27 protein-coding genes and 1 riboswitch are annotated in these 23,483 nt (G+C 43.3%); of the genes, 13 read left to right on the top strand and 14 right to left on the bottom strand.

Translation table 11 applies throughout. The features are described 5' to 3' along the window. Positions 1–42: 42 nt before the first annotated feature. Entirely contained in the window at positions 43–918 is an 876-nt protein-coding gene (locus tag AF333_RS02010) for a cation diffusion facilitator family transporter (protein ID WP_043066495.1), read from the bottom strand. 317 nt (positions 919–1,235) lie between these two features. Between AF333_RS02010 and AF333_RS36625 the strand changes: the two genes are divergently transcribed. Then, positions 1,236–1,358: a hypothetical protein gene (locus tag AF333_RS36625; protein ID WP_268753598.1), complete on the top strand. Its 123-nt coding sequence runs from the start codon at positions 1,236–1,238 to the stop codon at positions 1,356–1,358. 109 nt (positions 1,359–1,467) lie between these two features. On the opposite strand, the gene AF333_RS02005 is transcribed toward AF333_RS36625, so the two are convergent. Both AF333_RS02005 and AF333_RS02000 read right to left on the bottom strand, forming a co-directional pair. Then, positions 1,468–2,682 carry an ABC transporter permease gene (locus tag AF333_RS02005; RefSeq protein ID WP_043066494.1) on the bottom strand — a complete coding sequence of 405 codons (1,215 nt, stop codon included), beginning with the start codon at positions 2,680–2,682 and terminating at the stop codon, positions 1,468–1,470. Then, the gene (locus tag AF333_RS02000; RefSeq protein ID WP_043066493.1) at positions 2,679–3,422 is read right to left on the bottom strand and encodes an ABC transporter ATP-binding protein; all 744 of its coding nucleotides are present in this window, start codon (positions 3,420–3,422) and stop codon (positions 2,679–2,681) included. Before AF333_RS02000 ends, AF333_RS02005 begins: the two co-directional genes overlap by 4 nt. A 66-nt stretch (positions 3,423–3,488) precedes the next feature. On the opposite strand from AF333_RS02000, the gene AF333_RS33365 reads away from it, so the two are divergent. Next, a complete protein-coding gene (locus tag AF333_RS33365; protein ID WP_158502451.1) occupies positions 3,489–3,635 on the top strand; it encodes a hypothetical protein in 147 nt (48 codons plus the stop codon). Between the two features lie 2 nt (positions 3,636–3,637). Here AF333_RS33365 and AF333_RS01995 read toward each other — a convergent pair whose 3' ends face one another. Next, complete coding sequence (locus tag AF333_RS01995) at positions 3,638–3,895, bottom strand: hypothetical protein (RefSeq protein WP_043066492.1); 258 nt, start codon at positions 3,893–3,895, stop codon at positions 3,638–3,640. Positions 3,896–4,231: 336 nt separating this feature from the next. On the opposite strand from AF333_RS01995, the gene AF333_RS01990 reads away from it, so the two are divergent. Then, positions 4,232–4,528: an EamA family transporter gene (locus tag AF333_RS01990; protein WP_043066491.1), complete on the top strand. Its 297-nt coding sequence runs from the start codon at positions 4,232–4,234 to the stop codon at positions 4,526–4,528. 155 nt (positions 4,529–4,683) lie between these two features. Here the strand turns inward: AF333_RS01990 and AF333_RS34500 are convergent, their stop codons facing one another. Beyond that, positions 4,684–4,836, bottom strand: coding sequence for a hypothetical protein (locus AF333_RS34500; RefSeq protein ID WP_235495956.1), 153 nt, complete (start codon positions 4,834–4,836; stop codon positions 4,684–4,686). Positions 4,837–4,922: 86 nt separating this feature from the next. On the opposite strand from AF333_RS34500, the gene AF333_RS01980 reads away from it, so the two are divergent. The 3 genes from AF333_RS01980 (at position 4,923) to AF333_RS01970 (ending at position 8,938) form a co-directional block, all read left to right on the top strand. Next, on the top strand, positions 4,923–5,486 hold the full coding sequence (locus tag AF333_RS01980) for a sigma-70 family RNA polymerase sigma factor (protein WP_043066489.1): 564 nt from the start codon (positions 4,923–4,925) through the stop codon (positions 5,484–5,486). Then, on the top strand, positions 5,486–6,889 hold the full coding sequence (locus tag AF333_RS01975) for a DUF4179 domain-containing protein (RefSeq protein ID WP_043066488.1): 1,404 nt from the start codon (positions 5,486–5,488) through the stop codon (positions 6,887–6,889). Before AF333_RS01980 ends, AF333_RS01975 begins: the two co-directional genes overlap by 1 nt. 345 nt (positions 6,890–7,234) lie before the next feature. Next, positions 7,235–8,938, top strand: coding sequence for a methyl-accepting chemotaxis protein (locus AF333_RS01970; protein WP_043066487.1), 1,704 nt, complete (start codon positions 7,235–7,237; stop codon positions 8,936–8,938). A 73-nt stretch (positions 8,939–9,011) separates the two neighbouring features. Here AF333_RS01970 and AF333_RS01965 read toward each other — a convergent pair whose 3' ends face one another. Beyond that, complete coding sequence (locus tag AF333_RS01965) at positions 9,012–10,307, bottom strand: class I SAM-dependent rRNA methyltransferase (protein WP_043066486.1); 1,296 nt, start codon at positions 10,305–10,307, stop codon at positions 9,012–9,014. A 108-nt stretch (positions 10,308–10,415) separates the two neighbouring features. Here AF333_RS01965 and AF333_RS01960 point away from each other — a divergent pair, with 108 nt between their 5' ends. Together AF333_RS01960 and AF333_RS01955 are read left to right on the top strand one after the other, a co-directional pair. Next, positions 10,416–11,258 carry a YihY/virulence factor BrkB family protein gene (locus AF333_RS01960; protein ID WP_043066485.1) on the top strand — a complete coding sequence of 281 codons (843 nt, stop codon included), beginning with the start codon at positions 10,416–10,418 and terminating at the stop codon, positions 11,256–11,258. A gap of 19 nt (positions 11,259–11,277) precedes the next feature. Next, positions 11,278–14,277 (top strand): heparinase II/III domain-containing protein, encoded by a 3,000-nt coding sequence (locus tag AF333_RS01955; RefSeq protein WP_043066484.1) that lies wholly within the window; start codon positions 11,278–11,280, stop codon positions 14,275–14,277. 1 nt (position 14,278) lies between these two features. On the opposite strand, the gene AF333_RS01950 is transcribed toward AF333_RS01955, so the two are convergent. The 3 genes from AF333_RS01950 to AF333_RS01940 all read right to left on the bottom strand — a co-directional run bounded on the left by AF333_RS01950 (position 14,279) and on the right by AF333_RS01940 (position 17,076). Then, positions 14,279–14,653, bottom strand: a complete 375-nt coding sequence (locus tag AF333_RS01950) for a DUF423 domain-containing protein (protein ID WP_043066483.1) — start codon at positions 14,651–14,653, stop codon at positions 14,279–14,281. Between the two features lie 51 nt (positions 14,654–14,704). Beyond that, entirely contained in the window at positions 14,705–15,934 is a 1,230-nt protein-coding gene (locus tag AF333_RS01945; RefSeq protein WP_043066482.1) for an MFS transporter, read from the bottom strand. Positions 15,935–16,074: 140 nt separating this feature from the next. Beyond that, positions 16,075–17,076: an N-acetylmuramoyl-L-alanine amidase gene (locus AF333_RS01940; RefSeq protein ID WP_161808206.1), complete on the bottom strand. Its 1,002-nt coding sequence runs from the start codon at positions 17,074–17,076 to the stop codon at positions 16,075–16,077. Between the two features lie 177 nt (positions 17,077–17,253). Between AF333_RS01940 and AF333_RS34495 the strand changes: the two genes are divergently transcribed. Beyond that, a complete protein-coding gene (locus tag AF333_RS34495) occupies positions 17,254–17,418 on the top strand; it encodes a hypothetical protein (protein ID WP_235495952.1) in 165 nt (54 codons plus the stop codon). A 47-nt stretch (positions 17,419–17,465) separates the two neighbouring features. Here the strand turns inward: AF333_RS34495 and AF333_RS01935 are convergent, their stop codons facing one another. Continuing rightward, positions 17,466–17,738: a hypothetical protein gene (locus AF333_RS01935; protein WP_235495949.1), complete on the bottom strand. Its 273-nt coding sequence runs from the start codon at positions 17,736–17,738 to the stop codon at positions 17,466–17,468. Between the two features lie 178 nt (positions 17,739–17,916). On the opposite strand from AF333_RS01935, the gene AF333_RS01930 reads away from it, so the two are divergent. Together AF333_RS01930 and AF333_RS01925 are read left to right on the top strand one after the other, a co-directional pair. After that, entirely contained in the window at positions 17,917–18,132 is a 216-nt protein-coding gene (locus AF333_RS01930) for a helix-turn-helix transcriptional regulator (protein WP_043066480.1), read from the top strand. After that, positions 18,129–18,530: a hypothetical protein gene (locus AF333_RS01925; RefSeq protein WP_043066479.1), complete on the top strand. Its 402-nt coding sequence runs from the start codon at positions 18,129–18,131 to the stop codon at positions 18,528–18,530. Before AF333_RS01930 ends, AF333_RS01925 begins: the two co-directional genes overlap by 4 nt. A 145-nt stretch (positions 18,531–18,675) precedes the next feature. Here AF333_RS01925 and hfq read toward each other — a convergent pair whose 3' ends face one another. Then, entirely contained in the window at positions 18,676–18,891 is a 216-nt protein-coding gene (gene hfq / locus AF333_RS01920) for an RNA chaperone Hfq (protein WP_043066478.1), read from the bottom strand. A gap of 37 nt (positions 18,892–18,928) precedes the next feature. On the opposite strand from hfq, the gene AF333_RS34490 reads away from it, so the two are divergent. Further along, positions 18,929–19,123, top strand: a complete 195-nt coding sequence (locus AF333_RS34490) for a hypothetical protein (RefSeq protein WP_235495939.1) — start codon at positions 18,929–18,931, stop codon at positions 19,121–19,123. 69 nt (positions 19,124–19,192) lie between these two features. On the opposite strand, the gene AF333_RS01915 is transcribed toward AF333_RS34490, so the two are convergent. Next, positions 19,193–20,020, bottom strand: a complete 828-nt coding sequence (locus tag AF333_RS01915; RefSeq protein ID WP_043066532.1) for a YitT family protein — start codon at positions 20,018–20,020, stop codon at positions 19,193–19,195. Between the two features lie 227 nt (positions 20,021–20,247). Between AF333_RS01915 and AF333_RS01910 the strand changes: the two genes are divergently transcribed. After that, entirely contained in the window at positions 20,248–20,688 is a 441-nt protein-coding gene (locus AF333_RS01910; RefSeq protein ID WP_043066477.1) for a GNAT family N-acetyltransferase, read from the top strand. 101 nt (positions 20,689–20,789) lie between these two features. Here AF333_RS01910 and AF333_RS01905 read toward each other — a convergent pair whose 3' ends face one another. Continuing rightward, positions 20,790–21,599 carry a methyl-accepting chemotaxis protein gene (locus tag AF333_RS01905; RefSeq protein WP_043066531.1) on the bottom strand — a complete coding sequence of 270 codons (810 nt, stop codon included), beginning with the start codon at positions 21,597–21,599 and terminating at the stop codon, positions 20,790–20,792. Between the two features lie 95 nt (positions 21,600–21,694). Continuing rightward, the gene (locus AF333_RS01900; protein WP_043066476.1) at positions 21,695–23,152 is read right to left on the bottom strand and encodes an aldehyde dehydrogenase family protein; all 1,458 of its coding nucleotides are present in this window, start codon (positions 23,150–23,152) and stop codon (positions 21,695–21,697) included. A 165-nt stretch (positions 23,153–23,317) separates the two neighbouring features. Then, positions 23,318–23,406, bottom strand: a riboswitch (cyclic di-GMP riboswitch). Between the last annotated feature and the right edge of the window lie 77 nt (positions 23,407–23,483).

Genomic DNA, 23,483 nt, shown 5'->3' with positions numbered 1-23,483 from the left:
CCGTACGAATCAGGACGTATCACAGGTTTGTTTCCCAATCCGCTATTTCTTCCACGGTTCTACATGAACATGAACGTTCATAATACCATGTTCTTCTCTCATCTTCTCTTCAATCTCTTCCGTAATCCGGTGACTTTCTATTACATTTAGGCGGGGATCGACATGAATAACGACATCGACGAGCACCATATTGCCATGTGCACGCGCTTTAATATCATTTAATGACTTAACTCCAGGGATTTCTTCGATCGTTCCACGCAGCTTTTCCAGCTCCTGCTCATCGAAACCATCCGTTAAGTTGTGTGAAGCCTCACGAAAGATTTCCCATGCTGTACGACAAATCATAAATCCTACCACAACTGCCGCCAACGGATCCAGCCAGGGCAAACCAAGCTGTGCGCCGAAAACCCCGACCGCCGCACCGATGCTAACCCAGGCATCCGATAAGTTATCTTTAGCCGCTGCCATAACGGCCTGGCTGTTAACCTTATGTGCCAAATCCCGGTTAAATCGATACACTCCATACATGACGAACGCACATCCCAGCGCCGTCCACGCCGCCAGCATATCCGGCGTTTCCGCACGGAAATCAACAATCGATTGCCCGGCATTATAGAGCACCTGCAAACCTACCGCCATCATAATAAACGAAGCAATTAATGAAGCGATCGTTTCCGCACGCCAGTGACCATACGGATGATCTTCATCCGGCGGCTTACGGGAAAATCGCAGACCGATAAGCACTGCAATCGAAGCCATAATATCGGTGGTGTTATTCAAACCGTCTGCCATCAATGCTTTTGATCCGGTAAAATATCCGATAACAAGCTTCAAAACGGAAAGTATAAGATACGCGATAATGCTGAGCCAAGCACCGCGCTCTCCCATCTTTATATTAACGTATTGTTGCTCTTCCATTCTAATAAACCCCCACATGTTCCTGTATTAAGTATGCTATCAAACAGATTCGTGTGGGTCTAGAGAAACCTTTTTGCCGCTGACTAGTATTGTAGAGTATGGAAATTTTTTTGTGTTGAAGGAAAGTGTTTTTCCTTGAGGAAACTTAGGAAATGTTATTTATTTCTGGAGAAGCGGATCGAACTTAACATCCAGCTTATCGAAAATCTGAACAAGAAAAACTCGCGGGTGTTGCCGCTTATCCTTTTTCTACAAAGAAGCAAACGGCCGCTTTATATCATTTTCTTGCTTTACAGCGACATATATATACATCTGATTTGATACATCGACAAATTCTTGTGGTGAGAGGTAAGAAAAGAAGGAGGGGCGGTGGGCGGGAGCGGTTAGAAAAAGATACGTTTGCCTTTCTTCTGCTGGAGCGCAGGGCGCTCTTTTTCTGAATCACCTACTTCCAACCACGCTACCCTGTCAAAATATCAAGTGTAATTTATATAGCTTCTTATCTACTAAAAAAGGTATGCTCTGATCCGCTCAGAAGCATACCCTCTCTTAATTTTCCTGAAGCTTTCTACGGAGCAGTCGATAGCTGTATACATAGGAAAAGCCTACGCCGATTACTGGCGCTGCAACCAGATGCCAGCCAACGGTAAACGGAACAAGTACCGCCACATACAAAATCACAGACTGCACTAGCATCGCAACGAAAACAACGCGTATGACTGCATCCTGTCTTGCCGTAGATGGAATAGGATAGATATGCGTCCAGAATACATAACGATAGTACTGACGTAACGTAGACAATTGTGTGCCGGTTAGCGATAGTACAATGAAATAAGCTACTGCTTTACCCCATTCGTCGCGGATAAGACCGATAACAATCAGCCCAACAATGGTCAGTCTTACAAACATCGAAAACAAATCTGAACGGGCAAATACCTTGCCATACAAATACGTATACGTGTTACGCTGCACAAAAGCAACCTTGTCCACCAGCACAGATATCCAGGCACGGCGGCGCACCTTATTCTCTATGTGAGGCACATCGACGAACTGGTTCGCAAACGAGCGAAATCTGGATATCATGCGCCTTTCTATCTGTACCAGGTGCTCCCAATGTATATACTGGCGTGAAAGCGTCCGATAGTAGAAAATGGCGACCACAAGAAAGAGAAGGGTCACAATCATATTGCCGAGAACAAATCCTTGCGAGAACAGAACCGAGAGTACAGCTACATTCGCAATCCAACGACCTCCCGCATGAGCTGCTCTGGCGCTTCGCTCCCGCAATCGTTGCTCCTGCCATCTCCCTACCACATTCGCCAGCTTCATCACCAGCAAGTATGCCAGGAGCGGCAGGAACGGCTCCGCATTCGTTCCCATCCGATGATTATACAGCGGCCATACCGCAAGCAGCAGCAAAAATATAGAGAGTGCGTGAAATACAAATGTATACACGATGGATGCCCTAAAATACGGCCCCATCCTTCCTTCTAGCGGAAGCAAAAACACAAGGTCCGCCTCCTTCAAGAACGTACGGATCTTTCCACCCGTTAAAAGCAGGGAAAAAAGTAACACAATGAACCACTCTACCGGATACGTACGCGGTAGCTTTTCAAGCAACACAGAATAGTAATACGCCGCGCTGATAAACGCAAATACGAGGAATACAATCGTTCCACTGTTGGCGATATAACGGGAATAGCCGACAGCCTCTTTCAAAAACGCTCCCATCCTCTGGTTCCATAGCTGTCTAACATCCATCATACGTTCTGATCCTTTGTCAGCTCATAGAATACATCATCCAACGGTTCGCCTTCCATCCCGGCCTGTTGCTGAATTTCTGTGATCGTACCTGCCGCGCGAATCCGTCCATTATGTAGAACGACGAACTTATCGCAGTACCTTTCAACCGTTGACAGAATGTGTGAGCTCATCAGAATTCCGGCACCGGTGTTTTTCACCTTCACCATCAGTTCCAGCAATGAACGAATACCTATTGGGTCGAGGCCAACGAACGGTTCATCGATAATATACAGCGACGGCTGCACCAGGAATGCATTCATGATCATCATCTTCTGGCGCATTCCCTTAGACATATGCTGAGGAAACAAATCCCGCTTGTCCTTCATATTGAATTCTTCCATCAGAGGAACGACTCTCTCCTCGAACGTCTTCCGTTCCAGGCCATATGCCATTGCCGTTAACTCCAGATGCTCCCACAGTGTTAAATCTTCATAAACGAGCGGCGATTCCGGTACATATGTATAAGATGCGCGATACGCTTCCGGCATATCTTGAAGCGTCTGGTTATGGATACGAACCGAGCCATCGGATGCTTGAAGCAAGCCTAGGATATGCTTAATGGTCGTACTCTTCCCTGCACCATTCAGACCGATTAACCCAACCATTTCATGTGGATGAACAGTGAAGGTAATATCATGGATAATCGGGCGCTTCTTCCGGTATCCGCCCGTCAAGCCTTGTACTTGTAGAATGGGTTCCATACTCTGTCTCCAGACCTTTTTTCTTTCATTATACCAAATTGGCCGGAACGTAATGAAATCGGATCAATGAATAAAGAAGGACAACGGAAGAAAGAAAGCCGAAGAACGGAAAAAGAGCCAGGCAGAATGGCCGCTGGCCTTAACGAGGAGCATCGATTGCATATGCACGGTAAAGGCTACACAAAGAAAAAGGAAAATGAAGATCTGTTTTAATGTTATCCAGTGTCCCAATACCCCGTTTCCGCCCGTTCATATGTCCCCGTAGTCAAAGCCGTACACCATACTACTCTTTCCTGTTCTTCCTGTTGTCGTTCCATCGCAACACCATACGAACAGCGAACTTCCTGTACAGAACAGAAATGTTCTTGCCAACCAGCCTTTACGTTCTCCTGCTCTGACTCATGTACATAAATCCAGGTAATTACCCCTTCCTTGTAATAAGCAAAATCCTCCTGTCTGGCATCCATATTCATCACGTATTCCTCCCCATTCAATTTTGGTGATTTCAGTATAGCGGACAAGCAATAAAAAAAACATAATAATCGTCCGACAATTCACGCAATTAAAAGTACTAAATTTGTTGGAATACGCGATATACGAAAATTTTTGTTGGAAGATTGCGACTAGCATGAGAAGATGTAAGGGAATGGAATACGTGACATAAAGGAGAATCGCTTATGCAACCGATTCGCCAAGAGCGTGATGTTTCTGCTGTTCGTCTTACGTAGCGGGGACACGATGCCCCGTTACGCTACTATATATGTACTATACATGCGAACGGAGGTATCTGGATTGTCGAGTGGTAGTTCATGCCGCTTGTAAGCGGGTTAGCCCAGCCTTCCGTATGGTTCGCTGTGCTGTATTTAGGAATCGTATCGACGGCTGACGCTTTCTATTTATGGAATAAAGGTCGGCAAATGGTAGAGGCGGGAGTCGGCTCGATATTTTTCTTTTTTCAGCCAGTTGTCGGTGCCCTACTCGGTTGGCTAGTGCTAGGTGAACACCTTAGCATTTCTTTTTTCGCTGGCGGCTCACTCATCCTGCTGGCAGTTCTGTTAATGTCACTGCCTGCCCGCATGAGGCTGCATAAAGCTACTCAACCGTAAATCAGAGACAAGAAAGCCTTGGTAATGTGAGTTACCAGGGCTTTTTACTTTTGCACATCCTTATTTCGAGAAGTGGCGATTCATGATGTATGAACGCCATATTTTATATACGATTTTTATTAAAGCACCTCTATTTGTGCTAATTTCTATATAAATTACACTTGATATTTTGATAGGGAAGTGTGGTTGGAAGGAGGCAATTCGGAAAAAAGAAGAGGGTGGATGCGCTCTGCGATCCGGCAGAAGAAAGGCCAGCGTGTCTTTTTCCGACCGCTCTCTCCCACCATAAACATTTGTCGATTTATCAAATCAGATGTATATAAAAAACAATGTCAGAAAGCCAGCGACCCTTCCGTACTATATTACGAGAAGCTTCTTCAGGGGGTGGTGAACGATGAGAATAGATGAAAATAACTTTATAAAGGAAATAAAACGGGGAAATGCAAAAGCGCTGGAATTCGTTGTAGATAACTATAGTAATCTTGTTTTCAAGGTTGTAGGCGGTGTACTAAATACAGGCTTTCATTTTCAATATGTAGAGGAATGCAGCAATGATATATTCTGGTCTGTATGGAATAATATCAACAGCTTTGATGAAGAAAAAGGTGAGTTTAAACATTGGATTGCTGCTGTAGCCAAATACAAGGCAATCGACTACAAAAGAAAGCTTTTTAAGCAAAGTATTATTGAGTCTATAGATGATTATTCCTTAAATGATGAGATGAATTTAGAAAGTATTGTTGTATCAAAAGAAAACAAAGAAGAGCTTCTTAACGCAATAAATGACATGAGTAATGAAGATAAGGAAATCTTCATACGAAGATACTTTTTATGTGAAAAAGTCGAAAGTATTGCTGAGACATTTGGTGTAGATAGAAATTGGGTAGATCAAAGACTTTCAAGAGGGCGTAAAGCATTAAAGAAAAAACTTATCTTATTGAGTGGGGAGGTATTGTGATGAAAAATAAGGATTTTGATCTGGAAGAAAAGGATATCTATAAATTATTTAACGGAATAAAATTCGAGGAAAGTGAGATTACTGATATGAAAGAAGAAGTATCAACGATTCAAAAGGAACGAATTAAGAAGAATTTAAATAAAAAAATAAAGAGTAAAAGAAATTTGAAGAAACTAAAATATACCCCTGCCGTAGCAGCTATCGGATTGGCTTGCCTAGTAGGGATTGGGACAATTTCTCCAACTTTTGCAGAAAATATCCCTGTTCTAAATTCCATAATCCAAGCGCTAAATGATGATAAAGGTGAATACGATAAGTACTCGCAAATCATTAATAGCAGTATCACAGACAATGGAATAACACTTACAATAAATGAAGTAATAGCAGATGAATCAAAACTAATGATCGGCTACACAATAAAGAGTGACAAGAAAATTACAGACTTAGCAATCTCCGGACCAGGAAGCTCCTTGCAAATAAACGGTGAAGATTTCTACGGTACTGGAGGTCGTACTGAAGAGCGTATTGATGATTATACGTATGTTGTCAGTGAAGAGTCGGACATTAGTTTATTAAAACCATGGAAAAAACTTGACTTAGATTTAAAATTCAATGAAATAGCGGGTGTAAAAGGGAAATGGGATTTTGCCTTTAGTGTATCAAAAGAAGAAATATCTCGGAACAGCACAATATTTACACCGAATAAAAAACTAGATTTCCCGGACAGTGCTGTGACGGTAGATAAGGTGGTATTCTCTCCAATAGGTACGTATATTTCATTAAGCGGAAAACATAAAGAAAAAAAATCCACACCCCACAACATATTTGACTATGATTATTGGCTTGCATTTGATGATAAAGGAGCGCAACTTATACCGAATAGTATTGGTGGCGGCGGCTCTAATGGACTGGATTTTAATAGTCAAATGAGCTATACAAAGGTAAAGGATATTCCTAAGTACTTGACGATTATTCCTTGCAAAATTACTCCTTCAGGTGGAGGTGGTGTGTCAGACGATGGAACACCAATTACTGTAGAAACAAAGAAATCTAACGAAATAAGTAAACCGATAGATGGCGTATATCCAATCGAGCTTCCTCAAGGTAAACTAGGAAAGCTAATCATAAAGGAAATAAAGACAGACAATAATAAGACGAAAGTTACATTCACCGCAGAAGGGAAAGCTCCTTACTTGCAGGCAACATCGCTTTATATAAAAGATGATAGTGGTAAAATGATTGATAGCAAAGACGATAATATAAGAAGAGATGAACAAAAACCGAATGAATTTACAATGGAATTTGAAGCTTTAGATGCTAATAAGAAATATCATATAGGCACAAACGATCTCGATAATTTTGAGTTAAGAGAGGGCTTGAAATTTAAGATTGAGCTTAATTAAATATTCTTTGGAGGAATGGTCTGTTTCCTATCATGAATGAATAGTGGATTAGATATTCAGTTGGTTCAATTCCTCATAGGTAGTCTCTAAACATAGGGAGGGCTAAATGGCCCTCTCTTTACTATTTTGTTTCAACTCCTCATAAGTAATCTCTAAACCCTTTTCATTTCTTGAAAAACCTCCTTCTCCTACCAAACAAAAATCTTCATCCCAACTTTTCTCTTTATAATGTTCAGAAATTTGACGATAACTATATTATATAGGAACTTTATACTAGTAATTATATCCCAATTTGTTTTTCATTGCCATTTAACTAATAAAGAGAATAAGCAGGGAGTGAAAACCATGAAGCTTTCCATCGGAAAAAAACTGTATACCGCATTCATCTGTATCTTCCTCATTATGATGATGCTGGGCATTCTCAGTATTATGAAAATGAGTAGCATTAACGGAAAAGCCGAAGAAATCAACACAAGCTGGCTGCCGGGCGTTAGTAGTATTAACCACTTGAACTATCTAACTGAACACGTTCTAGCTAACGAAATAAAATTCGTGATGACAACGGATGCAGAAAAAAAACAATTCTTTAAGGAGAATCTGGGGCAAACCTTCTCAGCAATCGATAAAAATTTGACCGTATACGAGAATACCATCACGGATGCGGAAGATCGGCAAGCATTCGAATCGTTCAAAGCTACGTGGGGAAAATACACCGAAATCCATAAAGGTATTATAGAAGCCGGGAGCAAAAATGATATTGCCTCTGCAAGGAACTATCTGGAGCAAGGTGATACCATCTACACCGAGATGCAAAAGTACCTTGATGCGCTAGTGAAACTCAATGAGGACGGTAGTGACAAGGCTGTTCAAGAAGCAGCTGACATCTATAAAAGCGGCCGTATCCAGGCCATCATCTACATGGCCATTGCACTTCTTGCCTGTACAGTGCTCGCGTTTATTATTACAAGAAACATTACAACAAGGCTGCAGTCCCTAAGCCTACAAGTAAAAACAATGGCCGAAGGGGATCTCCGCCTGGAACCATTACCTATTAGAGGGAAAGACGAAATTAGTATCTTAACTGGTGACTTTAACAGCATGAGCGAACGCTTGCGTGAAATCGTGCATCAGGTCAGCATGACTGCGACCCAAGTGGCCGCTGCCTCCGAGCAGCTGTCCGCCAGTGCAAACCAGACCAGTGAAGCCAGCGAGCAAATCGCACAAACGATTCAAGATGTATCAGAAGGTGCGACTTATCAGGGTCACGCTATCAACGAAATATCGGCTACCATTCAACAGGTAGCCAGTGGTATTCAGCATATCTCCGTTAGCAGTCAGCAGGTATCGGACTCGGCCCATGAGGCATCATCACTTGCAGGTGAAGGACAAAAAGTTATCGATAGTACCGTGTATAGCATCCGCTCTGTCCGCGAGAATGTAGAACGTTCTGCGGAAATGGTGCATAACCTCGGTACACATTCCGAGAAAATCGGACACATCGTTGAATTTATTCAGGGAATCGCAGGTCAGACCAACTTACTGGCGCTTAACGCCGCAATTGAGGCTGCAAGGGCCGGAGAACAGGGGCGGGGATTTGCGGTAGTAGCTGATGAGGTAAGAAAACTCGCCGAGGAAGCCGGTACAGCCGCGGGCAAAATCCAACATGTCATCGAAAACATCCAATCTGAGATTGCGCAGGTAGCCGAAAGTATGGCCGGTAGCACGACGGCGAGCGAACGGAGTGTGGAGAGTGCCCGGGAAGCGGGAACTTCATTCCATCAGATTAGTGAAGCGATCGAATCCTTGAACAGGCAGATGACTGAAGTCTCAGCCGCCGTCCAACAAATTGCTGCCGGGTCGAATCAGATGACCCATTCGGTACAATCTGTAGTCAAAATTGCGGAAGAGACGGCCGACAGCACACAGACAGTCGCAGGAGCTACCGAGGAATCACACGCTTCTATGGAAGAAATCAATGCTTCCTCCGTCACGCTGGCTAACCTGGCTGAGGAACTGCGTGAGCAAGTAAGCTATTTTAAAGTTGATTAAGATGGTCACAACAAAAAACGAAGCGCAATTATATCTGGCGCTTCGTTTTTTATTTCCTTACAATTTCAGATATTTATCCGCGCGAACGAACTTCGTAAATCGCGAATTTCAGATAATCCCCTTCGTCAATACCAGTCAGCTTTGGATGGTCGATACCTGCGCCGCTCCAGTGTACGAGCCGAAGAACTTTCTTGGCGTCTACGGCCGCCTCCTGAATCGTCTCGGCGAACAGGTCTGGACTCATATGGTAAGAGCAACTGGCCGTAACCAGATAACCGCCCTCGCGTACAAGCTTTAGACCGTTCAGGTTAATATCCTTGTAGCCACGTTGTGCGCCTTTTACTGCACCCCGGGATTTAGCGAACGCTGGCGGGTCAAGAATGACCACATCCCACTGTTTTCCTTCCTTCGCTGCATCGCGCAAATAGTCGAATGCATTGGCTACAACAAAATCAACCCTATGCAAAAATCCGTTCAGCTTCACGTTTCTTTTCGCCGTTTCAATCGCATGGTCGGAGATGTCGAGTGTCGTTACCTTCTTTGCACCATGCTTGCATGCATTCAACGTAAACGAGCCGGTATGCGTGAAGCAATCAAGCACCTCTGCCCCATTCCAAAACGGATTTTTCACAACTTTACCACGACGGTCGACCGGACGGACTTCTTTCTCCCCGTTACTATCTACCTCCTGCATCTGGATACCGTGCGATTCGCCCCACCCGGTCATGATAGGTGCAAGGGCTGAACGGTTCTCCCGCTGGTCGAAGAAGTATCCGGTTTTCTGTCCGTTTTCGATATCGACCACCAGCTTCAGACCGTTTTCTTCTATCTCGATCTCCGTTTCCGATTTACCGTACCAGAACCCTTTCTCCTGTTCCATCCCTTCCAATTCACGCACATATACATCATTACGCATATACACCGCTTTCGGTGCAAACACATCAAGCAGCGCATTCAAAATCCATTCTTTACGTACTTCCATACCCAGGGATAGAATCTGAACGACCAACACGTCTTCAAATTTGTCTACTACAAGTCCCGGCAGGAAGTCGGCTTCTCCGTATAACACCCGGCAGGAACGAATACCCGGCAGAAAACGCTGCCGAAATCCCCAGGCTTGGCAAATGCGAGAGGTGAATAACTCTTGATTAATCTCTTCATTCGGATTCCATGTCAGCAGGCGTACAATCATTTGCGATTTCGGGTTAATGTAGCCCTTGCCGAGAAAATATCCTTGATGATTGACAACTTCTACAATTTCACCTGGTGTAACCTCGCCTTCGATCCGCTCTACTTCACTTTGAAAAATCCATGGATGTCCCTGTTCGAGGCGCTTGCGGCGGTTCCGTACAAGAAAAACTTTTGTCACGATGATGATCCTCCGTATTTTACGTCGTCTGTCTTACAAAGTTATAGCATAGAATAAGCATAATGGTAAAATAACGATAACTATTCTGTATGTCAATGGAGATTTGATATGACAAACATTCGAAAAAGAAGCCGATTGTTCCGGTTCGGCTATGACATTGTAGACCGCTTTATACGGGATGATGTGTCCGGTATGTCGGCGCAACTGGCTTACTATTTCTTATTGTCCATTTTTCCCTTTTTTATTTTCGCTTTTACATTAATCGGATATCTGCCAATTTCTACGGAGAACGCTCTGACGATTATCCAGATTGTCGCTCCTGAGAAAGTAACGGAGCTGCTGGAGAGTAATCTACACAGCTTCTTGAATACTCGACGCGGCTGGCTATTGTTTCTGAGCCTGGCAGGCACGCTCTGGACATCTTCGAGCGCAATTCATGCCATCATTGTAGCGCTTAACCGAGCGTACAATGTAGCGGATGAACGCTCGTATTTCATGTCACGTCTGCTGGCAATATTGTTTACCATCGGAATAGTCATTGCCATTTTTATGACCCTGCTCCTGCCTGTGTTCGGAAAAACGATTGAAGTATTCTTCACGTCCCGTATGCATATACCGAACTATGTAGTGCTAATATGGTACCTGTTGCGTTGGGTGGTTAGCCTGGTGTTTCTTATTAGCCTGTTCGCATTCCTCTATTATTTCGCGCCTAACTGTGACGTAAACTGGAAAGTAGCGATCATAGGCGCTTTGTTCGCCGGCCTCGGCTGGCTGGGCGTCTCCTACGGTTTTTCGTATTATGTCAACAACTTCGGCAATTACTCCTTAACGTACGGAAGTCTCGGTGGCGTCATTATCCTTATGATCTGGTTTTATTTATCGGCCATGATCCTTATACTGGGCGGACATATTAACGCTCTGATTCAGAAATATACAAACGGAAAACGATAAAAGTAAGGGGGGACCGAATATGGAGACGCCCGTACCGAAGCTCGGATTCTATTTTCCGCAAGACAGCGTAGCGGCGGCCTGGCTTAATATCGAGACATACGAGTGGGCAAAGCATCGCTTTGAAAAGCTTCAGCGCATATGCAACACGTTTCTTGCTCAATACCCTGATGAAAAAATCTACCAGTGCATTCTCTCCATGCACAGTCAGACATTTGCCTACGGGATTTCCGGCTGCCCGTATTGCCGCAAGTCTTTTCCTTATTCCCAGGAAATCCAAAACCGAATGTTCGCCCCCTTCCCCAATAAGCAACTAACCTGTCCAAATTGCTCACGCACAATGCCGGATGAGAAGCTATCCGATGAAGGGCAGGGATTTATGCACGACGGAATGGCATATTATCCAGTCGGGATGTGGAACTTTCATACCGCCGGGTGGTTGCTTGGCGGTGTACGAGACCATGAGGGTATGGTAACGAAGCTAACGTATATGTATATGCTGACAGGTGAGCAAAAATACGCATGTACAGCCACGGCAATTCTCGATGCATTTGCTGCGATATATCCAGGCACGCTCGGTCCACGTGATTTCACCCCATTCGACAGCAAGACAGAGATGGGACGGCTGCACTTGCTGACGAGCATCGTCTACCGTATCAAGGTCTTTCTGGCTCAGAATTACGACTGGCTGTATCACTTCGAGGACATGGAGACGCCTTCCCCTGCTCTTGTACTGATGGGCGAACCGGGAACCATACGGGATAACATTGAAAGAATGCTCCACGACTACATGCTAACAGAACCAGGAGGGCCTGTTTACAATCTGGCAGATGGCAACCTAACAGAATTACATAACCATGAAGCAGATGGCGTGCGGGCAATGCTGGCAGTAGGCCTGGTTACAGATAAGAAGGAATACTGCGACTGGGGTATTCGGGCAACAGACGCATTTCTCTCTAATGCAGTAGGACGGGACGGAATGTATTTCGAAGGGTCGTACGGCTATTCTATGTTTACAATTACGGTCTTTCTCGATATGGCTCTCCTATCCATGCGAGCCGCCTCCGGAGAGCCACAATCCGCACCTCATCCATTCGCAAACGAACGTTTCTTCCGATTCGCCGTACAAAATCCAATGGAGATGCTCTGCCAGGGCCACCTCCCCTGCTACGGGGATTGGGGGGCCGATCGGATATGCGGCCAAAAACCGGACATAAAAGCCCTGACAGACACCTATCGCGCTGCCCTGCACTTCTATCATTTCTCCCCTGAGATTAACATACGCAAAGAGGCTTCTAACTGGCTTGACCGTCTGTATCCGCTCATCTGCGGACAGTTGGGCGATAAAGGCATGGATTTACTTCTCCAGCATCCATCCCGTACACAACCGCACTCCTTCTCCCTGCCGACAGGAGTAACCATCGCCGGACAGGCCGGGATCGGGATTTTACGCGATGCTAATGAAACAACGGCACTGATGCGCATCGGAGCCAACCATACACATGCACACGATGATGTGCTTGGTCTGAATTATTATGCATACGGCAAAGAAATTTCCGCCGACCTCGGGTACGGTATATACGGCTCCAACAGTCATTTTGGATGGGCGGCAAAATCAATTGCTCATAATGCAGTTGTCGTAAATGAGGATAACAACATGAAAAAAGGCCAGCTCTACAAATCGTTTGCTGGCGGTGAGTTCACATTTCTGTACCGCTCTCCCACTGTTACAGCATACGAAGGTCAAGCCCCTGCACTATACGGTTTGGATGCCTACCAGCGTATGATTGCGCTTGTACCACTGCCCGATCGTTCATCCTACCTTATCGATTTTTTCTACATTCGCGGAGCGAGAACGTGTGACTATTCATTCCGGGCCTTCCATGAAAAATCAGCACTTACACTCGAAGGGGTAAGGAAAACAGAAAAGGATAGCTGGACACTGGCCGGCGTCGAAGGCGAAGCTAGATTTTACTTTAACCAGCCCGGCAAAAGCTTTGGGGAAAGACTGACGACAGGAGAGACATTCTCACCGCTCCTGAAAGGAGAAAAAGCGCAATACTGGACGCCAGTGCCGAACAACGGCTACGGATTCATCTATGATATCTGTGAATATAAACCTCAGCTCGCTTGTGTAAAAGCACGCTGGCAATCTACGGAAGGATACGAACTTATCTGGCATGGCCTACTCGATGCGGACGACCGAGTCATAACCGGGCAATGCCCTAATCTGGAAGGTACGGAACACCATCCTCTTCTCGTCATACGAAGCCATCGGCATGTTAAGCAATATGCGGCACTTATTCACACAACGAAAAAGCAAAACTCGCTCCGTGTAACACACCTGCAGCGACTACCTGTCCGTGGCGGTGAGACAATCGCGTTCTCAGCGGAAGTCGGAGATGGACAGATCGACTTTTGGGCATACAGTCCGACGGAGCAAACCATGCTTATCCGAACACGTTTCGGGGAGTGGCGCGTAGAAGGACGCTGTGGCTTCGTACGCACCGATCAGACGGGAAAAATACTGACGCATGCCTGCATTCATGCCACCTCTATGACTTTTCAAGGCATAAAAATGCCCGGCAAGAAAAGCATTTGGTTTCCCATCAAAGCTATCGACCATAAAAAAAGAGCAATCCGTCTCGATCCACATCTTATCCCAGACGATGCGGATTTTATTCGAATTGCTCCTTCGACGGACGCTCCGGCAGCGTTGTACGCAGTTAAAGAAGCGTACAGTCGCAAAGATAGCGCCACCGTCATGCTACGTGATTCGTTCAGTTTATCCAAAGGCATTGTTGCTTCCTGTGAAAAAGGAATGCTCCGCACACAGTATCCTCTACCGCTTGGCGCCGCTTTCCAAGGCAAGCTCATACGAGGGGAAAGAGGCGGGCGTGGCCTTGTCGAAGAAGTATCCGACCTGAAGAGCATCCGTATTCGCGTCCTCGCACCATTTAGCCAGGGGGAAGCATTCGACATTACGGATATAGAAGAAGGCTACTGGGCACAGTGGCTGTGAATCATTTTTTCGCCGCCGCGAGCGCCAGTAACGCCCAACCAATCAAGAAGCAAACACCACCGATTGGCGTAATCGCACCGAGCCAGCCAATACCCGTCAACGCGAGTATATACAGGCTAAATGCGAAGAAAATAATCCCGGCCTGCATGAACCACCCGGCAAGCTTCAGCTGCTTCATGCCTGCGATACCGCGCTCACCCAGAATACCGATGCCAAGTAGACCAAGGCCGTGAATCATATGATAATGCACACCCGTTTTGTATACTTCAAGCAAGTGATCCGTGATTTTTCCTTCCAGACCATGTGCGCCGAATGCACCCAACGCTACCGAGAGGAACAGATTGATGCTGCCGAGAATAATAAATATTCGTGCCATCGTTATCTCCTTTGCTTTATATGAAATTTTACTTTATTATAACAAACGTTTTTATAAACTTTTTGACAGAGTCGGTACATCTTTCGCAAACAAGCTACGGCTTACAAATACTCCAGCACACGCAAAAATCAACAAACCGCCAACAATAAACAGCGAGAAGGACGCACCTGTATAAGCAACCGTCTGCGCAAATAAGCCAAGTAAGCTTATCCTAAACAGCATACCAACAGCTGAAAAAAAGCTATTGACCCGCCCCATGACTTCATTTGGCACTTCGTTCATCATAATCGTATTACGTGCGACCCGCGATCCGGCATTCCCCCAGCCAAGCGTAATCTTTAATATAAGAAATAGTCCGATAACCGGAATAGCGGCAATAAGTAACGTCCCTGCGGTAAAGGCACCTACTGTCATAAGTACCGTACGGAACTCGCCCTGCCTGCGAAGCAGAAAGGGAATTGTATATCCGCCGAGAATAGCTCCAACCGCATACATAACGTCGGCTAATCCCATTATTGTACCGTCCGTGCCCAACGTTTTAGCAATATAAACAGGGAACAAGTAGTTGCCAACCATGACTCCGATGAATGGCATAAGTGAACTGATATAGAAAATAGTAAACAGGGGCTTATCTTTCAAATAAAGGAATCCTTCTTTCATGTTTGACCAGATAGATGCATTCGATACTATTGTCTGCCTCTGGGACGGCGCATATGGGATAAGCGACAGCAATAAGAAACCGACCACATATGTGAACGCGTCAACTAGCAAAATCAATGAGAAATCAACTCGTTCAATGAGCACGCTTGTCAGGCCACCCGCAAGCATCGATGCGGCTTGATTCTGAATTTCCATGACACTGTTAAGTTCTTGGTACTGCTCTCTCGTGAAAATCTCCTGGTTAAACGCAAACTGCGCCGGATAATGCAGTGTGTAATAGAGCGATCCACCCACATAAACGCCGATAAGATGCCAGGTTTCGTAGGCACCGGAGAAGAATCCACATCCTGCAAATAAAATCGTGGTAAGAAAGCCGAATGCTTCACTAAATAATAACACCTGTTTTCGCGGTAACCTGTCAATCAAGACGCCCAGGTAAGGAGACAGAAAAAACAAAAGAATCGTCATACAGAAAGTCGCATATCCATAAATCTGGTCGCCCCCATCCCGGTTGACCAGAAGCCAGGGAACACCAATCATCGTAACACCGGAGCCAATGGAAGAAAGAATGTTAGCGAAGATTAATTTTTGGAACCGTCCGTCACGTATCACACTACTCATATTCATCACCTCTTTCATTAAGGAATTAATTCACAATCATTATATGTAATCATTTTAAATTAAGCTATTAAAAAACACAAATTAATTATAATGATTATATATAATTTAATTAATACATTTTTTGTATAAGAAATATAACATTATGAGACATTAAATGTTTCTTTATAGAAAAAAGCGTAGCAACAAAAAATAAATCCTACTTCCTGATTGAAAGTAGGATTTGCCATATTAAAATATTCATTTATGCCATCAACAATTCCTTGAGCAACCCGTTCTTGAAACTCCGGATTAAGCATGGTCATATTTTCGTTATGGTTACTCATAAAACCAACTTCAAGAAGCACTGCTGGCATTTTGGTATCACGCAAAACTACAAGATTCGGCCTAATTTTTACGCCTCGATTTTTAAATCCAGTCGCTTTAACAAAGTGCTTATGCATCACTTCGGCAAGTTTTTTGTCCTGCTGTGTTCCATTGTAGAGTGTTTCCGTCCCATTTGCGCTTGGTGATGATGTCACGGAGTTAATATGAATAGACACAAAAATGTCTGCCCTTTTATCATTTGCTATATTTGCCTTTTCCTTAGGCTCTTGTTTTACTTTCTTCTTGATCAGCTCTTCGTCAAGTTCATGTGTTCGTGTCATAGTTACATCATAAGAGGGATTATTTTTAAGTTTACTTTCAACTCTCTCGGCAATCATAAGGGTTAAATCTTTTTCCTTGTTCCCAATCGTTCCGGTTGCCCCATTATCTTTTCCACCATGTCCCGCGTCAATGACAACCTTGAATATATTTTCTTCTATTGGCAACTCTTCTTTTTGAATTGGTTCTTTTTCCGCTTCCTCCAAAGCTGGAAGCGGCTTTGGAGTTGGTTGTATCGTAGGCTCTTGATTAGCTTTTATTTTTATGTAGGAGGCTTTTGCGTATCCAGGCTTCGTTTTATATTTGACCTGGTACCATTCCCCTTGTTTGGAGATTACCTCAACCGATTCTCCTTTTTTCATCCATGCAAGCGCTGTTGACTTTACATCTGGCTTTGCCCTCAAAGCAAGCGAAGTAGTTACATTTACAGTTCCTGTAGTCACCTGTACAGCAGCATAAACATATGTTGCACTTGTCCAGACGAACAAAAAAGCACTCATGTATAATATCGCTCTAATGTATCGCAACTTCCCTTTCCTCTCCTTCATAAATTTACTATACATAGTAATACTTCCCTTTCTATAAGAAGTTGCTCTATATAAAATCGTTTTTATAAACTAAGTTATCAGGCACACTAAAGAAGCAGCTTGCCTGGGCCAAAACTATATACATCTGATTTGATAAATCGACAAACTTTTGTGGTGAGAGGTAAGAAAAGAAGGAAAAAATCAGAGGTTGGAAAAAGACACGTCCGCCTTTTTCTGCCGGGGCGCAGGGCGTATCCACCCTCTTCTTTCTCCATCTCTCCTCCTTCCAACCACGCTACCATGTCAAAATATTAACCGTAACTTATATAGGTAAGCTGCTCTATTTTACATTTTGCAAATTATCAACTATTAGAAAGTAATATAGCTACTATTATACAGACAACTCCAATAATGTAATCCCCGACATATCCTTTATTTTTACTCACGTATTTTTCTGTACCTCTTAACGCATTAATAGCAGCTATGAAATAAAAGAGAATAAAAAACGAAACATGATAATAACCAGCAAAAGTGATTAATGCACCAATAATAACAAAAGATGTAAGAACAATATCAATAGCTAAAAAAGGCTGTTTTCGATTTTTCCATGATATAAACATAACATCATCCCACATTCCATTTTTACAAAATATTACTATAAATAATTTTGAAGAAAAAGAGGTTTAAATAAGATTAGCTATTTATATTTTACGCACCATTTTTCAGAAACAAAAATCTCTAAAATGTATAGCAAAATATTCAAATTGTATAGTATTATATACATAAAGGTAAATATTGTATTAAGGTGATGGGATGAAAAAAGTTGTTCATAATAAGGTTCGTATTCTTCGTCGTTCCCTTGATTTAACTCAGGAACAGTTAGCTGATATTGTAGATGTCACAAGACTTACCATCATTTCAATTGAAAAAGGTCGCTATGAACCATCTGTCGGGTTAGCAATCGGGTTGGCTAAGGCACTACATACTACGGTAGAAGAACTTTTTTGGATAGAGGAGGTAGAAAAATGACCTATCTACAACGGTTTTTACTTCTAATCGTCTTAGGAATCGCACTTGTTTATCAGGCTATCGCAAATTTTATCTACCATCCCGAGGTAAATAATATACTTCCTTCTTTTTTAGCTTTGGGATATATAGTTTGGATTGTACAGGAAGGAATAAAGCTGAGAAAAAATAATAAATGGCACAAAAAGCTACGAGAACGAGATGAAAGAACAAGACAATGTTCTATGAAAGCTGGTTACATTGCATTCTGGTTTAATATTATTGCAACAATTTTGGCTTTCATTCTCATTGTTAATACATCGACTCCATTACTTTCCTTCTTTAAGGCTTTCGTTTTATTACCCTGTCTTAGTCTAGCTGTCTTTGTCCTATCTAAGTGTATTTTAATTAATCGGACATAAGAAAAAACACCTTAAAATTTCAGGTGTGTTTCAGAATGAACGTGAAGTTACACATGTATGTGAAAGTAAAAGTAGCTATCCTAAATTTTAATCAGGATAGCTACTTTACTATTTTGTTTATTATCTAGCGCTAACTTATAGTAAATTAGTGCAGTCGTACAGGCTTCGAAGGTGTAATCGTTGAAATCGCTCCCTTGTAAAGAACCTGCGTCTTATTATCAGATTCAACCATTACCATATATTGATCAAAAGCAGTAATAATACCCCGGATTTGAATACCTTTTGTTGTAAAGATCGTCAGCGGTACTTTGTTCTTTTGTAATGCTTTCAGCATTGTATCTTGTAATTTTCCTTTTTCCATTCGTTATCATCCCTTTCTTTATCTATATACATCTGATTTGATACATCGACAAATTCTTGTGGTGAGAGGGAGCGGTCGGAAGAAGACACGTTGGCCCTTCTTCTGCTGGAGCGCAGGGCCCATCCAACCTCTTCTTTCTCTCACTCTCCCACCTCCAACCACGCTACCCTGTCAAAATATCAAGTGTAATTTATATACTAGGGTTGTACTTATCACTAATTATACCATATAATGTATTGTAATACTTTTTTATACTATTTTTCTCTTACTATACAATTAAGCTATAGAAACACAGCTTTCCTCATCTTTTTTCTGATAGCTCCTCAATACGAAACGTATCTAGGGAGGCGCTTACGAAAACGGCCGAAGGGTCAAGCTCTGCAATTAGACCTCGCACCGCTTTTTCTTGCCGACTCGGTATGATGATATACATCTCATTCGGTTTACATTCGGGGAAATCGGGCAACATATATTGGCATTGATTCGCAAGCGTTGTTTGAAGAGCCTGCTTTATCATCTCACTGCGTTCTGTTTTAATCCAAATCGCTTTTCGTACAGAGAAGTTATTCAACACATATGTAGTCGTCTTTAATGTGACTACATAGCCGAATATTGAATAGATTGCTTGCTCCCAACCGAATAAAAAGCCCGCTACGAACAAAATCAACAGATTAATCAACATGATAATCTCAGCAATCGAAAAAAAGAGGCGCTTCTTTAATAATAGAGCTACCTGCTGCATCCCATCCGTAAACCCCGCATAACGAAAAATTAACCCGATTCCACATCCTAATATAAGACTCCCTAGAAATGCTGCAAGAGGGGGAGACTCAACCAAAGGAGGAAATGGATGAAAAAGTATAGTCAGCGCTGATAATAATGCCAGGCCTACTATTGCCCACAGCGCTCTTGCTCGATTTATTCCGCGATTGTAATGAAAAAGAAACGGGAGATTCAACAAAAAGAGGAATACCCCCATTTGCATCTCTGTTATATGAGATAACAAACCGGAGATGCCTTTTACACCCCCAGGTATAATTTGATTCGGTGTAAGAAACATCTCCAGTCCGAAAGCTGCGAGAAATGCTCCGAGGATAATGTAGACTCCCCGCTTCCATACGGTGCCCATCACATCCGCCCCTCTCCTGTATACGTTTCTTAAAATATACTTGCGTTGGAGTTCAATTTTCGTGAAGGCGCTTTCGTCTTTTAAGAATTTACGAAAAGAGGCAGCGAAAGTTTCAAATAGCATATAAGGCGCTGAGCTCCAATAAAGAAATTTTTCCCTTATACTGCTAACGTACATTACAATAATACTTATTATTCCAATAATTATAAAAAGGGAAGGAGATTTTAATGGAAGAAATTATACCTGTTACTACGGATAACTTAGAACAATGTATCACTCTCTATAGTAGAGTCTTCAACAGCGAACCATGGAATGAAAACTGGACATACGAAGCGGCTAAGAATAGGCTGTCTGACTTACTATACACGCCTAAGTCGCTTATTTTCGCCTTGTTCTCACATCAACAGCTGGTTGGGTTTATTGGTGGCAATTGTAAGGAAAACGATAAAGGAACGACTTTTTATTTAGCAGAGCTATGTATTGATAATCAAACCCAAGGAAAAGGCTACGGTTCAAAATTGCTTAGCCATCTGGAAAAAGAATTAAAAGAAAAGAATGTACAAAGCATCTATCTCTTAACTATGATCGGCGGTCAAGCCGAGGCCTTTTATAACAAAAATAACTATATCATAAATGAAGATCGAATCGTCATGCGGAAACATCTATAACACGACGCGTTTAGTAATGAGTCAGTATGATATCATATACCAAGGAAATCCACAAGGCATGAATAAGAAACGCCATCCCTTAACTGGAATGGCGTGCTTTTCTAATTGGAACCTTTTAGCAGTGACTCTGCCATTTGCGCTACCTTGTTTGTATTATCGCTTACTTCTTGCATGGTAGCCGAAATTTGCTCAGTAGCCGCTGCCTGGGTCGTCGTCGTACCATTGACTCGCTCCAACGATTCTTCCAGCTTGGAAATCAGGGACCTGATCAGGTCTGTTGCTTCATTAATGCGTACCACATTTTCCCGTGAGTTGGTCGCCATCTTTCGCACTTCATTAGCTACCACGGAAAAACCTCTTCCATGTTCACCGGCACGGGCAGCTTCAATCGACGCATTCAAACCCAGTACATTACTCTGGTCTGCTATTTTCCTAACGGTACCGGCAATTTTTTCAATCTCCTCGACGCTTTTACCGACTTCTTTGGCCTGAGAGGAAATCTCGCTCATGTTGACGGTTAAATCGGTAATGGATTCGGCCATGCTCTGCATAGTAGCGGCGGTTTGCTCGACAATGGCGGATAAATTCTCAACCACTTCATACAACGTATTTACTTTCTCCATGCTTGCTCCGACGCCTACGCCACCGATGACGCGTCCGGTGTTGTCATAAAGCGGAATGGCTTTTGCTACGAGCGGAAACCCAAACAGTTCTTTTGGTACCTGCGCCGTCATCTCCCTCTTATGGCGGATTGCTTCTGTAATGATGTCGCCTTCCTGCAATGGATCGCCCGGTTTTACATTAAGAGAAAAAGTCCGGGCAGGAATATTAATGAGCAGCTTTTCCGTATCATAAATTCCTATAGTAATATCTTCTTGAATTAGGCTATTAAAAAAAGGCGCTACCTTCATGAAAGCTTGTAAAAGTTCTTTTTGATTGCCAGATTGGCTTTTCTCCTGTGCGCCGTCCTGATTCGTATACAATTTTCTTTCCTCCTTTCAACTTGTTAATACGGAAATTGCCGCGGCGTATGTTGAATGGAAATCCATTTCAGTGTTGTGAATTCTTCCAGGCTCCACGGTCCATTAAGGCGTCCAAGCCCTGAATTCTTCTCTCCACCAAAGGCAACGAGCGGTTCATCATTAATAGTTCCGTCATTAACATGAATCATTCCGGTATACACTTTCTTGGCAAACTCTGCGCCACGCTCCAGATTGGCGGTGTGAACAGCCCCGCTAAGGCCAAATGGTGTATCGTTCGCTATTCGGATTGCTTCCTCCTCTGTACTGAATTTCATGATACATACCGCTGGTCCGAACAATTCACGTTTTGCTACAGCCATATCCGTCGTAACATCGGCAAGCACAATCGGTTCGACAACATTCCCATGCACATCTCCGCGTAAAAGTGGCGTCGCACCTTCACGAACGCCTTCCTCTACAGTAGCAATCAAATTCTGAACCTGGCGCTCATTAATTAGAGGACCGATAATCGTATCCGCTTCTCTCGGATTGCCACATTTGAGCGCAGATACTTTATTAACATACTTTGTAACAAACTCATCATACACATCGTGATGAACAATCACTCGATTAGCCGACATGCAAACCTGTCCTTGATGTGTAAATCGACTAAATACAGCGGCATTCACTGCATAATCAATATCAGCATCCTCCAACACAATCAGAGCGCTGTTGCCCCCAAGCTCAAGCGCGGCTTTCTTAAAATGTTTCGCCGCCAGCTGACCAATACGGCTTCCAACCTGTGTGGAACCAGTGAAAGAAATAACGCGTGGAATTGGATGTTCTACGAAGGTATCTCCAATTTCACTGATTTCGGTTACTACTACATTAAGCAGTCCTTTTGGAATGCCTGCTTCCTCAAAAATCTTGGCAATAAGTGTTCCGCCAGTAATTGGAGTATCTTCATGCGGCTTTAACACAACACCATTTCCTGCACCAAGGGCAGGCGCTACTGATTTCATGGATAGATAAAAGGGAAAGTTAAACGGACTAATTACACCGACCACACCAACCGGAAGGCGATATAGCCTATTTTCTTTCCCATCTACAGGGGAAGGGAGAATTTTACCTTCCATACGCAACGGAAAAGTAGCCGCTTCCCTGATAATGTCCTTTACAAGGCCAATTTCAAAGGCAGCTTTCAGACGGGTTCCGCCCAACTCATCAATAATAATTTCTGTCATCTCTTTCTCATGCTGCTCTATATATGCGATGGCCTGTTCGAGAATGGATCTTTTTGTAAACGGGTTTACTTTGTCCCATTCCTCTTTTGCACGGGCGGCAGCCTGATACGCCTCATCGATATCCTGCAAATTTGCTATACGGAATTCTGTAATACTCTCCCCATTGTACGGATTTTTGTCAGTGAGTATCTTTTGGCCACGACCATCTTTCCACTCTCCGCCGATATACTGCTTGTTTAGCTGTGTAAAGTCATTCATTTTTCCACCTGACCTTTTTTATTAATAAAGTAAACTCTCTATCAGAGGGGGATTCCTTATCCCTACTGATAGAGAGTTGCGTGTATCGGAATTTTAGGCTGGAATAAAAACAGAAGGGCTATACTGCATCGCAGAATAGCCCTAGATTTATGTAATCTACAGCTCTTCGGCAACCCGGCCACCATTGCGTATACTAACACATTAGGCCCGTGGCTTTGCGTCCCTATCTTTCGAGAGGTTTGCTATTATCGAAGCTTATGAAATGAAAAGCATACCTGAAAAAAAATCAATTTCTTCCTATATACGGAATATCGGTATCCTTGTTAATTTT

This window comes from Aneurinibacillus migulanus, from assembly GCF_001274715.1.
GTDB classification, from domain to species: Bacteria; Bacillota; Bacilli; order Aneurinibacillales; family Aneurinibacillaceae; genus Aneurinibacillus; species Aneurinibacillus migulanus.
The sequence above is the reverse complement of the archived record's forward strand: the minus strand, read 5'-3'. Positions and strand labels throughout refer to the sequence as shown.